Source organism: Pseudothermotoga thermarum DSM 5069, from assembly GCF_000217815.1.
GTDB lineage: Bacteria > Thermotogota > Thermotogae > Thermotogales > DSM-5069 > Pseudothermotoga > Pseudothermotoga thermarum.
The window spans coordinates 980,517-994,261 of the sequence record NC_015707.1 but is presented as its reverse complement, the minus strand read 5'-3'; the positions used below and the strand labels follow the sequence as shown (position 1 = coordinate 994,261).

General features: G+C 39.4%; 12 protein-coding genes. 9 read left to right on the top strand and 3 right to left on the bottom strand.

Translation table 11 applies throughout. The annotated features are described in order from the left end of the window. Positions 1-88 precede the first annotated feature (88 nt). From THETH_RS11045 to bgaS, 4 genes are read left to right on the top strand one after another with little or no spacing between them, the layout of a single operon-like run. Positions 89-1,258, top strand: coding sequence for an HD domain-containing phosphohydrolase (locus tag THETH_RS11045; RefSeq protein WP_322785262.1), 1,170 nt, complete (start codon positions 89-91; stop codon positions 1,256-1,258). Between the two features lie 3 nt (positions 1,259-1,261). Then, on the top strand, positions 1,262-2,083 hold the full coding sequence (locus THETH_RS05130; protein ID WP_013932316.1) for a DMT family transporter: 822 nt from the start codon (positions 1,262-1,264) through the stop codon (positions 2,081-2,083). A 44-nt stretch (positions 2,084-2,127) separates the two neighbouring features. After that, entirely contained in the window at positions 2,128-3,402 is a 1,275-nt protein-coding gene (locus tag THETH_RS05125) for an MFS transporter (protein WP_041446588.1), read from the top strand. A 3-nt stretch (positions 3,403-3,405) separates the two neighbouring features. Further along, complete coding sequence (gene bgaS / locus THETH_RS05120) at positions 3,406-4,875, top strand: beta-galactosidase BgaS (RefSeq protein WP_013932314.1); 1,470 nt, start codon at positions 3,406-3,408, stop codon at positions 4,873-4,875. A 10-nt stretch (positions 4,876-4,885) separates the two neighbouring features. Here the strand turns inward: bgaS and THETH_RS05115 are convergent, their stop codons facing one another. The 3 genes from THETH_RS05115 to THETH_RS05105 all read right to left on the bottom strand — a co-directional run bounded on the left by THETH_RS05115 (position 4,886) and on the right by THETH_RS05105 (position 8,098). Further along, complete coding sequence (locus THETH_RS05115; protein WP_013932313.1) at positions 4,886-6,907, bottom strand: heavy metal translocating P-type ATPase; 2,022 nt, start codon at positions 6,905-6,907, stop codon at positions 4,886-4,888. After that, positions 6,904-7,266: an ArsR/SmtB family transcription factor gene (locus tag THETH_RS05110; protein ID WP_013932312.1), complete on the bottom strand. Its 363-nt coding sequence runs from the start codon at positions 7,264-7,266 to the stop codon at positions 6,904-6,906. The genes THETH_RS05115 and THETH_RS05110 overlap by 4 nt, the downstream gene beginning before the upstream one ends. A gap of 91 nt (positions 7,267-7,357) precedes the next feature. Then, on the bottom strand, positions 7,358-8,098 hold the full coding sequence (locus tag THETH_RS05105; protein ID WP_013932311.1) for a ribonuclease H-like domain-containing protein: 741 nt from the start codon (positions 8,096-8,098) through the stop codon (positions 7,358-7,360). Between the two features lie 396 nt (positions 8,099-8,494). Here THETH_RS05105 and THETH_RS05100 point away from each other — a divergent pair, with 396 nt between their 5' ends. The 5 genes from THETH_RS05100 to THETH_RS05080 are packed head-to-tail and all read left to right on the top strand — an operon-like array spanning position 8,495 to position 13,745. Further along, on the top strand, positions 8,495-9,457 hold the full coding sequence (locus THETH_RS05100) for a tripartite tricarboxylate transporter substrate binding protein (protein ID WP_013932310.1): 963 nt from the start codon (positions 8,495-8,497) through the stop codon (positions 9,455-9,457). A 34-nt stretch (positions 9,458-9,491) separates the two neighbouring features. Then, positions 9,492-9,950, top strand: a complete 459-nt coding sequence (locus THETH_RS05095) for a tripartite tricarboxylate transporter TctB family protein (protein ID WP_013932309.1) — start codon at positions 9,492-9,494, stop codon at positions 9,948-9,950. Between the two features lie 15 nt (positions 9,951-9,965). Then, positions 9,966-11,450: a tripartite tricarboxylate transporter permease gene (locus THETH_RS05090; RefSeq protein ID WP_013932308.1), complete on the top strand. Its 1,485-nt coding sequence runs from the start codon at positions 9,966-9,968 to the stop codon at positions 11,448-11,450. A 2-nt stretch (positions 11,451-11,452) separates the two neighbouring features. After that, the gene (locus THETH_RS05085) at positions 11,453-12,553 is read left to right on the top strand and encodes a M24 family metallopeptidase (RefSeq protein ID WP_013932307.1); all 1,101 of its coding nucleotides are present in this window, start codon (positions 11,453-11,455) and stop codon (positions 12,551-12,553) included. A gap of 10 nt (positions 12,554-12,563) precedes the next feature. Continuing rightward, entirely contained in the window at positions 12,564-13,745 is a 1,182-nt protein-coding gene (locus THETH_RS05080; protein ID WP_013932306.1) for a Gfo/Idh/MocA family protein, read from the top strand.

Sequence of the window (13,745 nt, the reverse complement as noted above, 5' to 3'; positions counted from 1 at the left end):
ACATGATCTTCAAATTTACAAAACCATATTACAAGCACAAACTGAAAAAATAGATGTTCTCGAAAGAAAGTTAAAAGCAACAGAACAGATGGCGGCAGCAATGAAAAGTGAATTGGCAGAACGTGATGAAAGAATCGAAAGTTTGAGCAAAGAGCTAACAAGCGCAAAAGAAGCATTGTACCAAAAGGAAAAAGAGCTTAATTTAGCAAATTTAGAGTTGGACGCACGTGCACAAACAATAGAAGCAATGAATCAACAACTGCTTGCGATGAATGAACAACTACAAGCTCAAATTCAAGAACTTGATGCGATGAACGAAGAACTTTCGCGTTTACTAAAAGAATTGGAAAACTCCACAGAGAAATTTTCAAATTGTTTAGAAAAACTCGCAGATATAGCTATATGTAATGAAGAGAAAGTAGAAGAAGAAATAAAAGCCACTCTCTTGAGTGTATTTGAAGATGCTGATGTTCGTATTCTCAACACTAAAGGCATAAAACTAGAATTCGTACAAGGTATGGTTTTCAGCCAACAGTCAACAACGATGTTGTCAATTAATGAACAACTAGCTTTGCTGATAACTAGAAAATCCCCCTTACTTTCAGCAGAGATCAAGTTTTTAAATGCTATTGCCAAACTTTTTAACATATTTATGCAAATTCGAGAATATTTTAAAGAAAGAGAATCACTCTCCGAAAAAGTGATCAACGTTTTGATTTCTTCCCTATCACTTTATGAACCTCACACTGCAGATCACGCAAAAAGGTTGGCAAAGCTTTCCAAAGAAGTGGCTCTCAAATTAGGGTTAGATCAAAGAAGAGCAGAACTTGTTAGCTGGGCAGCTTTGGTTCACGATATAGGAAAACTTGCTGTGGACAAAGAGATTTTGAATAAACCTTCCAGACTCGATCCAGAGGAATATGAAAAGGTTAAAACCCATCCAGTGATAGGTGCACAACTTTTAAAAGCTGGGGGACTTGATGAAATAGCAAAAATCGTTATGTACCACCATGAAAGGTACGATGGAAAGGGATACCCAGAGGGATTGAAAGCTGATCAAATACCGATAGAATCGCGAATAATATGTGTGATAGACGCCTTCGATGCTATGATATCCGATAGACCTTACAGAAAAGCCATGACGATTGAACAGGCAAAAGAAGAGCTTTTGAAAAACAGCGGTACGCAGTTTGACCCAAAAGTGGTTAAAATCTTCTTGGAAGCAATCGAGGAAATGAACAAAGAAACGGAGGGATAACCTTTGAGCTATTTGTTTTTGCTTATAACACTGCTTGCTTGGTCGTCTTTTGAGGTTTTGACAAAGCCTCTCATGGGAGTTGTTGATCCATTTTTTCTCACCTTTTTCAGGGCAACTGTCGGTGGGCTTTTTCTTTTGATGCTTGCAAGAAAGCGTGTGAAATTCAAAGACCTATTAGCCTTAACCGTCGTTGGTTCTCTCAACGTGATCGTTTCACTTACACTGCTGCAATTGACTGTAAAGCATTCAAACGCTTCAACGGCTGCGACTTTGGTTGCAACAAATCCGCTTTTCGTTGGAATTTTTGCCATCGCTATGGGAAAAGAAAAGTACAGCTTTAAAAAGACCGTAAGTTTGATAATCGGTTTGTTAGGCCTTTTGATTCTTTCTTACGGAAAGATGGCAGGTGATAGCGCACTCGGAATCGTGTTGGGAATGCTATCGTCTATCACATTTGCGCTTTATACAGTGTTGATGAGAGATCTAACCATAAAGCATGGTTCTTTAACAGCCAACGCATATTCAATGTTTTTTTCAGGCTTGCTCTATGGAATGATATTGATCTTCACAGGAAAGATGAACTTTCCAAGCATTGATTTTTCAAAATGGCTTGTTCTGTTGTACGCTTCTGTTGTTGTGACAGGACTTGCCTACGTTACCTATTTTAAGGCTATGGAAAAGCTTGGACCAGCCAGAGCTAGTTTTGCAGTTTACTTGAAACCGGCAGTTGCAAGTTTTTTTGCCTTTGTTTTTCTTCACGAACCGTTTGGCATCGCTAAAATAGTTGGAACCGGCATAATTGTTTGTGCTTTGTTTTTAAGATAAACTTATGGCAAAATTTTTCAGGGGTGAATTTTTTGAAAAATTGGATCTCGGCATTTTTTATTTTCGTGCTTTTAGTACTTTTGAACGCCGATCAAATGGTGATTTCACCTGTCATTGGAGATATTCAAGCAGAATTCAAAGTTGACGATGCCGCGATAGGTTTTATCGGAGCTGTTTTTACAATCGTCGGAGCGTTGATAAGTCTTGTTTGGGGTTATCTTGCGGACAAATACAACAGAAAAAATTTGTTGATTTATTCGATTCTAGTAGGTGAGATTCCTTGCTTCATGACGGCTTTTTCATCAACCTATTGGCAATTCTTTATGTGGAGAGCATTGACTGGTATAGGAGTTGGTGCATCGTTTCCCATAGTTTTCTCTTTGGTTGGAGATATGTATGATCAAATAAGTCGTGGAAAGGTTGTGGCTTTACTATCATCAGCTATGTCGATAGGTGGCATCCTTGGAATGGCAGTTGCAGGTTTTGTTGCACCAACTTTTGGCTGGCGAATTCCGTTCATTTTGGTCTCACTTCCAAATGTTGTGCTTGCCTTCGTTGCTTTATTTATTTTGAAAGAACCAAAGCGTGGTGCGTTTGAAAAAGGCATAGGTGAATTGGTCCAGAAAGGTTATGTATACCCAAAGCTTCCAGAGTTGAAAGATTATGCAAAACTTGTTTCGGTTAAAACGAACCTTTATCTGTTCCTTCAAGGCATTGCTGGTACCATACCTTGGGGAGCCATTCCCTATTTCCTGATCGAATATTTCCGACGAGAACGAGGTTTAACAGTTGAGGCGGCTACAATGGTTTTCCTGGTCTTTGGGCTGGGAAATGTCATTGGAATAGTCGTCGGAGGATGGATTGGTGCAAGACTTTACAAGATCTCAAAATCGCTGGTTCCAATCTTTTGTGCGGTAACCACAGCACTTGGAGTTTGGCTAACTGTGATGACAATGGATTACAGAAACGGTTTGTTGGTTCTTTCTTTGATAGGTTTCTCTGCAGCCTTGATGGACAGTCTAACAGGACCAAATGTCAAATTCATGCTACTGAATGTCAACGAACCGCAGGATCGAGGAAGGATTTTCTCGATATTCAACCTGACAGATTCTCTTGGAACAGGTGTTGGTAGATGGTTTGGCGGAGGTATGTCGATTGTCCTTGGTTCGCTTGGTGCAGCTTTAAAATTATCCGCATACTTTTGGTTTGGTTGTTCAGCGATCCTGTTCATTCTGGCTTTTTGCTTTGCCAAGGATGTTCAAATTCTTGAGGAAAAGATGCAAAAACTTTCCGAACAAGTTGAAAAAGTGGGGGTGTGAGGTATGTTTCCAAAGGATTTTCTTTTCGGTGCGTCGATGGCAGGTTTTCAAGTTGAAATGGGATATGGTAAAGATGACGTTGATCCAAACACCGATTGGTTTGTTTGGGTAAGAGAACCGGAAAATCTCTTCACGGGGACTGTCAGTGGACACCTTCCTGAATACGGAGTTGGTTACTGGAAAAACTACGCAAACCTTCACCAACTTGCAGTGGATTTTGGCATGAACTGTTTGAGGGTTAACGTCGAATGGTCAAGGATATTTCCAAAACCGACCTTCGATGTTCCAGTTCACGTCGTGAGCGAAAACGGAATAAGAGAAGTGAAGATCGACAAAACTTCTTTAGAAAAATTGGACGAAATCGCCAACAAATCCGCTGTTGAGCATTATCGAGAAATCTTCAAGGATATGAAGTCAAGAGGATTAAGGTTGATTTTGAACTTGGCTCACTTCACCCTTCCAATTTGGATCCACGATCCAATGGCAGTTCACAGAGGTATTCCAACAGAGAAAACCGGATGGGTCAACGAGAAAACAGTTGTGGAATTTGCAAAGTTTGCCGCATACGTTGCCTGGAAGTTTGACGATCTTGTGGACATGTACACGACTATGAATGAACCTAACGTTGTTAGCCAGATGGGTTACATCATGACCAGAGGAGGCTTTCCACCTTCTTACTTCAGCCCAGAAATGTACTTGAAAAGCCTCTTCAACCAAGCACAAGCTCACGCAAGGGCTTACGACGCAATCAAATTTCTCACAGAAAAACCTGTTGGAATCATTTATGCTTCCTCAATCTATGAAACTCTCAACGGGGATAAAGAAATCGAAGAAAATGCGATGTACATGATGAACTATATGTTTTTGGACTCGATAATCAACGGTTCATTGCTGTTCCAAGATAGGCCAGATATGAGAGAAAAGGTCGATTTTCTCGGTGTCAATTATTATACAAGAACGGTGATTGAGAGAATTGAACCGATGAATTTTGGACAAATCGCTTTGAATTGGAAAATTTTGGAAGGTTATGGCTATGCGTGTCCTCCCGGCGGCTTTTCAAAAGACTTTAGGCCAGTCAGCGACTTTGGTTGGGAAACGTATCCAGAAGGTTTGTTGAAACTTTTGAGAGCATTTTACGAAAGGTACAAACTGCCTTTGATGGTGACGGAAAACGGGGTTGCTGACTGCAGAGATTGGTTAAGACCGTATCATCTTGTTGGACATCTGTACGCAGTTGAAAAAGCTATCGAGGATGGAATTGACGTCAGAGGATACCTTCATTGGTCAATCGTTGACAACTACGAATGGGCAAGAGGTTACACCATGAGATTTGGTTTGGCTGAAACAGATTATGAAACCAAACAGTTAACTCCCAGACCTTCGATGTACATTTTCAGAGAGATCGTCAAAGAAGGGACAACGGCAAGGTTTCACAACTACCTCAAATCACCTTACGAGATTTGGAGAATGTGAAAATCGTTTTTTAATGCAAAATTCTCATAGAGTTTAAAACACAAAGTAAAGCCACACCTACATCGGCAAAAACTCCTTGCCACATGGTGGCAGTACCTGTTGTTGCAAGAAGTATGAAAAGGATTTTTACACCGATCGCTATCACAATGTTTTCAACCACTATTCTGCGCGTTTTTCTTGAAATTTCAATGGCTTCGTAAACTTTTATAGGTTCGCCATCGGCTATTACAACATCTGCAATTTCCAATGCCGCTTCGTTGTCAGCAGTGTTCATCGCAATTCCAACGTCTGCTTTTGAAAGGCTTGGAACATCGTTCAAGCCATCGCCCACAAAGATAATCACCCCTGATTTTTTCTCGTTTTCTAGGATCTTGTACTTTTCTTCTGGAAGCAAATCAGAATTGAATTCTATCCCAAGCTGCTTTGCCACTTTTTCAGCGGAATTTTTTTTATCTCCTGTCAGCATTTTTACGGTTATTCCTAAGTTTTTGAGTTTTTGAATGGCTTCCTTTGTAGAATTTTTGATCTTCTCCCTGAGAAAGACACTACCAGAAAATTTCTTGTTCACGGCGGTGTGAATGGAGCTTTTTTGATCAGAATCGCAAACCCATTTTGGATGTTTAACATTTTCAAGATGAAGAAGCCTATCATTTCCGGCAAGAAATTCTACACCGTTAACCAACCCTTTTATTCCCATTCCAGGAAGCTCAACCAAATTTTGGACTGGATAATTTACTTGTCCAACAGCTTCAACTATGCTTTTTGCAAATGGATGATTTGAGTATCTCTCAATACTTGCTAAATAACGCAATAGTTGCTCGGAAGATATTTCGCCGGTTACCTCTATCTTTTCAATTTCATGTTGTTCTTCCGTTAAAGTACCTGTTTTATCGAACAAAACCACCTTTGCTTTGGCCAAAGTGTCTATGAGGTCTGCTCCCTTTATGAGTATCTTGTTTTTCGAAGCCTTACCCAAACCAGCAAAATATGTAAGTGGAACAGCTAGCATCAACGCACATGGACAGGATATAACCAAAAGCACTAAACTTCGATAAAGTCGGACTTTAAATGGTTGATTGAAAAAAACAACTGGGAAAAGCCAAGTCAAAAATGCAACAACAAGGACTATCGGAGTATAGTATCTTGCAAAAATTGTTATAGCTTTTTCAACTCTAGATTTCCTTTCTGTAGCAGCTTCAACAAGTTGAACAAGTCTTGTCGCAGTTGAATCTTCATAGCGTTTTGTTACTTTAATTTTTAAGGGCGAATCTTTTACGATAAAACCAGCTTTAACTTCTTGCTGTGATTCAAAAAATTGCGGAAAAGATTCACCGGTTACAAGAGAAGTATCAACCATTGCTTTACCTTCGACGATTATACCGTCGATTGGAATTTTCTCGCCAGGCTTTACCAAAATAATTTGGCCTACTTCAAGCTTATCTGGTGAAATTTTGCGAATTTGCCCATTTTCTAAAAGCCAAGCATACTTTGGCATAGCGTTTATCAAATCCTCAATAGATTTTCTAGATTTGTTGACTGCCAAACTTTGCAAATATTCACCAAATCGATAGAAGACCATCACTGCTGCAGCTTCATGATATTCTTTTAGGATCAGCGCCCCAATGGTTGCAATACTCATCAAAAAATACTCATCAAAAATGGTTTTTAAACTTCTTGTAAAAACATTCTTCACTGTTTTTCTAAACACCGAAAAACCGGATATGATGTATGAAAAAATAGCCACATAAGGAGATTTGAAAGCAAAGCTTGCAGCAAACAACAATAGCGATGAAAACAATACAAAAAGTTCTAAATGATTTTTCTTTTGATGAAATTCTTGTATTTCAACCTCATTTTCGATAGACTTTACTATTCGGCGAACATCTATTTCCTTTTCACTCTCCACTTTCAGAATTCCAAGTGAAAAATTCAACTTTACGCTTTTTACACCTTTCGTTTTTTTGATAGTTTCTTCTATTCTCCTGGCACAATTGGGGCAACACAAGTTTTTCAGCTTGTAAATTCGTCTCACTTTTCTTCCTCCCTAACATGGCTTAAAGCCATCAACAAGATTTGCTTCACATGCTCATCGGCTATCGAGTAAAAAACTTGTTTACCCACTCTTTTGGCTTTAACAAGCTTCGTCATCTTTAAAATCCTCATTTGGTGGGATACGGCTGATTTCGAAACCAAGGTGATTTTCGCAAGATCACAACCACAAAGTTGCTGTGAAAGCAAAGCATAAAGGATTTTCAATCGAGTTTGATCTGACAAGGTTGAAAACAGAACCGACATTTCGTTTATCTCTGTTTCAGAAGGAAGATTTTGCAAGGCTTTCTGTATCTTTTTTGTATGAATTTTGTTTATGTCACAAATGTTTTTGGCTTTCATTTTTATCACCTACAGTTGAACAATTGTTCAACTATATTATAAAGTTATTCAATTATTCTGTCAAAAATCTGTTTAGAGAATTCTAAAAATCTCAAACTAATTCAATTGTGGCTTTCCAAAGTTTTTCGTAGGCAATTTTCAAGAGGCTTTTCAAATGAACCACATCTTCATAGTTATACATCAAAAGCGTTTCAAAAGCCTGCTTGTCTTTAAAATACTTCCATTTTTGCCATAATTTAACCGCATCCCAACCGTTTAAACCTTGAGTTTGATGGGAACGCTCTATTCCAAGTTGAGTTTCTATGGCTTTTAAACCACCTTTATAACCAAGCCTTCGAAACAATGGGCAAAGGTCTATATGAAGAATTGGAAATTTCAAATCCTTGAATTTCTTTTTCAAAATAGGTACATCAAAGTTTTTACCATTGTAGGTCACAAGCATTTTGGCATTGAAAATTATTTCATACACTTTGTCAATTTCCTCATCTTCCAAAAATGCGTAGTAAGTTGTCCTATCCGCTAAACCTATGACTGTAACGTCCATTTTCTCATCGGTTTCAATGTCCAAGTATACAGCTTCATTTAAAAACTCCGGAATAGCTCTCCACCAGTGCGATGTGGGCAAAGAAAGAGCAAAGTATTCTGAATTTTTTTGATCCAATGCTACCAAAGATCTTTCTGCCTCCTTTTGCCACTCAAGCCAAAAGCGGCTCCAACCTGAAGGTGGTGGTAAATTGATAATATCTTCCCAGTCAAGGTAACCATATTTCCAAAGCAGTTTTTCTCGTCTTTCACCAACGTTTGGAAAATGAAGAAAGGTCCTTTTGAGCATTCTTCAACCCCCAGCAGTTTTTCATCTAGTATGCTTATAACGATTCTGTCGTAAGAATCTTTTTGCTTCGCATTTTGTATATTTTTCACATGATATTTTATCTTATCTTTCCGCTTAAATTGGCATTTTATTGTTCAATGTAAAGTAATGTACTAAACGAATAGGTGGGAATTTAATGTTATTTCCCCTCTCTGGTTATCAAATTTATTTAACACAACATTAGTTATTATGCAACTTGTTTACGAATATTATGTTTTTGCCACATATAAGAAACCATTTTGTAATAAAATGCGGTAGCAAGAATGATAAAATTTTTTTATGGATGACCACAAAAACCAATAATTCATAGAAAATATTTTTGTGAAGTTATGAAAAAAATCAAAGGGGGGTGATGTTATGAGAAGAAATGGCCTTCTTATGGTACTTGTTGGCATTTTAGCTGTTGGGATGCTCTTCGCACAGTTTCCTACAAAACCGGTAGAGATCATCATTCCGTGGTCCGCTGGAGGCGCAACAGATTTGATCTTCAGAGCCATTGCGGCTGTTTTCCCAAAATATGCAAATGGACAACCTCTTGTGATCAGAAATATTCCTGGTGCTGGCGCAGTGACTGGAACAATGGAATTTTTGAAGGCAAAACCAGATGGTTACACACTGTTGTCCTTTGCATTTCCAATACTTGTTAAAATGCACTGGGACGAAGTAAAATTCACAATCGATGATTTTGTGCCCGTTATAAACATTGTACATGATCCAAGCTATATTCTTGTAAACGCAAACTCACCTTACAAAACTTTAAATGATCTCATTCAAGCAGCTAAAGCAAACCCAGGAGCAATAACAATGGGAAATGGTGGAGCAGGAGGAGGGAACCACTTAGTGGCAGTTGCCTTTGAAGATTTCGTAGGAGTTAAGTTTACGCATGTACCATTTGAAGGAGGCGGACCAGCTGTCACAGCACTTGTTGGTGGGCATATCGATGCAGTGATGGCTGCAGCCCCAGAAGGTGTGACAAATGTTCAAGCAGGTCAACTTAGAGTCCTAGCAGTTTTAGGCGAAAAAAGACTCGATGTTTTCCCAGATGTACCAACAACTGTTGAACTTGGAATCAATTTCAAGTTAGGTATGTGGCGAGGAGTTGCGGCACCAAAAGGTACACCAGCGGAAATTGTTCAAGCACTGCATGATATCTTCTACAAATGTATAAATGATCCTGAATTCCAGGCCAAAGCGAAAGAGATGGGAAATATAATTTCCTACATGGATTCAGCCACTTTTGCTCAATTTGTTAAGCAACAAAACGACTATTGGGAAAGGCTGATGAAAGAGAAAAAACTTGGTAATAAATATGGCAAATGATTCTTTCCCCCGCCTTTGATGGCGGGGGGTGGGGGTGTCAATCAAGGTGGGATTTAAAAACAGCGATTTTCTTTCGGGCCTAGTGATCTTTGTAATTGGATTGGTTTTCTATTTGGATACTCTTAGTATCAAGCCTGCCAAAATTGGACTAAGTCCTGCTAGTTTTCCGCAACTTATAACAATTTGTCTAATGATTTGCGGAATTGGATTAGCCATCAAAGGATTGTTTGTAAAGCCGCAGTTGCGACAAACTTTTAAGTTATCAGTGTTGAAAAAGATAGCCTTCCTGGGAGTCATGTTCTTTCTCTATGTTTTTCTTCTTGACAAACTAGGTTTTCTTATAGTAACACCATTTCTGATATTTGGAACAATTTACTTATTCGGTGGACGGAAATTCCTATTGAATGTGCTGGTTAGTGTACTGAGTACTATCGTCATCTACTACGTATTCACTCAAGTTTTCAAGGTTTTATTGCCATCTTTTTCTCTTTGATCAAGGGGATGACAAATGATGATAAGTTATTGGATAGAAGGTTTGAAAATCGCTGTTTTGCCTTCAAATCTTTTCTTAATGCTCCTAGGAGTATTAGGAGGGATTGTCGTAGGGGCACTTCCGGGAGTTACCTCTTCAATGGGAATAATCTTGCTTCTACCGTTCACTTATTATCTTGATCCGAAAAGCGCTTTGCTGATGCTCACCGGTATGTACTGCGCTTCAATGTTTGGCGGCTCGATTTCGGCTATCTTGATCAGAACTCCTGGAACTCCTTCAGCTGCTGCCACAGCCATCGATGGATACCCTTTGGCTCAACAAGGCAAGGCAGGGAAAGCACTTAGCGCAGCACTTATAGGATCGGTTTTCGGAGGACTTGCAAGCGGAATATGCATGATCTTTTTGGCTCCTGTTCTTGCTAAGATGGCTTTGAAATTTGGACCGGCCGAGTACTTTTCGCTGGCTGTTTTTGGACTTACGATAATCGCAAGTGTTTCGGGTAAGAGTTTGCTCAAAGGTGCTATTTCAGGTCTTTTGGGACTTTTGCTTGCGATGATAGGGATTGACAACATTAGAGGCACGATACGCTTGACCTTGGGAATTGATCAACTTGCAAACGGCATAGAATTTCTGCCTGTCTTGATTGGAGTCTTTGCCATTTCAGAAGTTTTGGAAAGGCTGGATAGAAGCCAGAAACCTGAGATGGCAGTGAAGACAGGTGGTTTATGGCTCACTGCCGCAGAGTTTCGTTCGTTGTTAATCCCCATCTTGTTTGGATCGATAATAGGGACCATTATCGGTGTCATACCAGGAACCGGGGGAACCATTGCGACCTTCCTTGCATACAATGAGTTGAGACGGTGGTCGAAGAATAAAAGCAACTTTGGTAGCGGTGCCTTAGAGGGTGTCGCTGTTTGTGAGACGGCGAACAACGCTGTAACAGGTGGCGCAATGGTTCCTACTCTTTCACTTGGAATACCCGGCGATGCCGTAACAGCAGTCATGTTGGGAGCACTTATACTGATAGGTGTTAAGCCAGGACCGCTGTTGTTCTCCCAGCATCCTGACGTAATATACTCCTTCTTTGCAGGTTGGTTTGTTATTCAGTTTATGATGCTAGCCTGCGGTTTTCTTGCCATAATGTTCGCACCAAGTATTCTGAGGATTCCCGATGAGTATCTGATGCCAATAGTCCTTGTTCTTGCGGTTGTTGGTTCTTTTTCACTCCGCAACAACTTTTTCGATGTTGGTGTGGCACTGGTTTTCGGAATTATTGGCTATTTCATGAAGAAGTACGGTTTTCCTTTACCACCACTTGTTCTGGGGATGATCCTTGGACCAATGGCAGAGCAGAATTTGAACAGAGCACTTCTCACAGCTCGAAACGACTGGACGGTATTGTTCAGACGTCCAATATCCTTGACTTTACTGCTGCTTGCAATTGTCTCGGCTGCTATTCCATTGATTAACTACTTTGTTTTTAAGAAAAAGGAGGCATGACCGTGGAGCGAATACAAGAAGTGAACGAAAAACTCAGAAAAGTTAGAGCTTTGATGGAGCAGGAGAGACTTTCGGCCATCTTGCTCAAAAAACAAGCGAATTTCTCTTGGATAACTGCTGGAGGTTTAAACATGGTAGGTATAGCAACAGAAATTGGGGTTAGTTCTGTGTTAATAACTTACGATGATTGTTACGTAATAGCCAACAAAATAGAAGCACCACGAATGAGAGATGAAGAAGTAGGTGAACTGGGTTTCAAATTGATCGAATACGAATGGTATGAGAACAAGGAGTTGCAGATTGTCAGAGAAATTGTAAAAAACGGTGAAATTGGCTGCGATGTTAACATTTCTGGTTTGAAATATATGGAACCAGAGATTAACAAACTCAGATATGAGCTCTTGGAACCAGAAATTGAGCGTTATCTTTACCTTGGTGAAAAACTATCAAGAGTATTGGAAAGTGTTTTGCTTTTCACCAAGCCCGGCGATATGGAATGTGAGATAGCAGGAAGAATAAGTGAAGAACTTTGGAAATACAGAATAGATCCAACTGGATTCATGGTAGCTGCGGATGAAAGAGCAAAACTGTACAGACATCCTATTCCAACAACTAAAAAAGTTAAAAAGCTTTTGATGGTTTCCGTAAACGCCAGATATAAAGGATTGATAACCACCATAACACGGATGGTTCATTTTGGAAAGCCACCAGAAGATCTTATAAAGCAGTACAAAGACAATATTGAAATTGAATGCATAATGATTGAAAAAACTAAACCAGGAAAGAAAATGAATGAACCTGTTCTTGCTGCGATAGAGGAATACGAAAAGCGAGGATACCACGGTGAATGGAGGCTTCATCATCAAGGAGGAGCAATGGGTTATTACGCTCGAGATATTCGAGTAACTCCTCAAACTGAAGAAATAATAAGAAACAATCAAGCTTTCTGCTGGAATCCAACGATCAGTGGAACAAAATCTGAAGATGGGTTTATAGCCACGCATTCTGGACCAATCATGATAACAAAGCCTTTTATCTTTCCAACTATAAAAATTGAAGTCAATGGAATGGAATTTATTAGACCGTTCTTACTTGTTTTGTGAGGTGATCTTGATGAAGAAGGTGAGAATAGGTTTGGTCGGGGCTGGTTTTATAGCAAAGATTCACGTAGCAGCATTCAAAGAAAACGATACTTTGATTGAAGTAAAAGGTGTATGTGCTTCAAGAAGAGAAAACGCTGAGCGCTTTGCAAAACAATATAACATCCCAATAGTTTTTGACAATTTTGAGCAGTTATGCCAAAGCGACGAAATAGATATTGTGGATATTTGTACCCCAACGGATCTTCACGATGTGGTTATAAAATGCGCGTGCGAAAATAAAAAGCACATAATATGTGAGAAACCATTAACAGGATATTTTGGTGAAGATTTCCCTGAGGTGGAATCTATCGGAACACAAATTTCAAAGGCACACATGTATAAAAAAGTCTTAGAAAAAGTTGAATCAATAGAAGAAATGCTAAAAAAGTCAAAAGTTAAGTTCATGTACGCAGAAAACTGGGTGTATGCACCAGCAATAATGAAAATGAAAAGATTGATAGAATCTTCTCAAATGTTCGTTTTTGATATCAGAGCAGAATGCAGTCATTCTGGCTCACAAGCTGCATATTCTCGTAGATGGAGAACTTCGGGCGGAGGTAGTTTGATGCGGCTTGGTTCACATCCAATAGCAGCGGTAATTGATTTGAAAGCTTTTGAAGGACTTGTGAAAAATGGAAAGCCGATAAAACCTGTATCAGTTTATGGAGAGATTGCCTTTCTTACCAAATCAGATTCTCTCAAAGACAAACCTTGTTATGTCGTGAAAGATTGGTTTGATGTTGAAGATTGGTCATTGGTTGTCATTGAGTTTGAAGATGGTTCTAAAGCAACGGTTTTCTCTACAGATGTAAGCCTTGGTGGTGTTAAGAACAAAGTAGAGATATATGGTTCAACGGGAATAGTAATCGCAAATATCACTCCAAACAACTCGATGATTGCTTACGGACCAAACGATCAGGTTTGGGGTAACGAATACATATCCGAAAAGCTTGAAACAAAGGCAGGCTACAGCTTTCCATCTGCTGATGAATTTTGGACAAGAGGTTATCCTCAAGAGATGAAAGATTTCGCGTTAGCTGTTTTGCAAGATAGAGAACCGCTGAGTGGTTTTGAACTTGCGAAAGAAACCACCAAGATAATGTACGCTGCTTATTTGTCAGCAGAAGAAGGAAGAAAAATAAAACTGTTGTGA

Coding starts and splice junctions, on each gene's coding strand:
- THETH_RS11045 (WP_322785262.1), top strand. CDS start 89: ATGGCGGCAGCAATGAAAAGTGAATTGGCAGAACGTGATGAAAGAATC.
- bgaS (WP_013932314.1), top strand. CDS start 3,406: ATGTTTCCAAAGGATTTTCTTTTCGGTGCGTCGATGGCAGGTTTTCAA.
- THETH_RS05110 (WP_013932312.1), bottom strand. CDS start 7,266: ATGAAAGCCAAAAACATTTGTGACATAAACAAAATTCATACAAAAAAG.
- THETH_RS05105 (WP_013932311.1), bottom strand. CDS start 8,098: ATGCTCAAAAGGACCTTTCTTCATTTTCCAAACGTTGGTGAAAGACGA.
- THETH_RS05100 (WP_013932310.1), top strand. CDS start 8,495: ATGAGAAGAAATGGCCTTCTTATGGTACTTGTTGGCATTTTAGCTGTT.
- THETH_RS05090 (WP_013932308.1), top strand. CDS start 9,966: ATGATGATAAGTTATTGGATAGAAGGTTTGAAAATCGCTGTTTTGCCT.
- THETH_RS05080 (WP_013932306.1), top strand. CDS start 12,564: ATGAAGAAGGTGAGAATAGGTTTGGTCGGGGCTGGTTTTATAGCAAAG.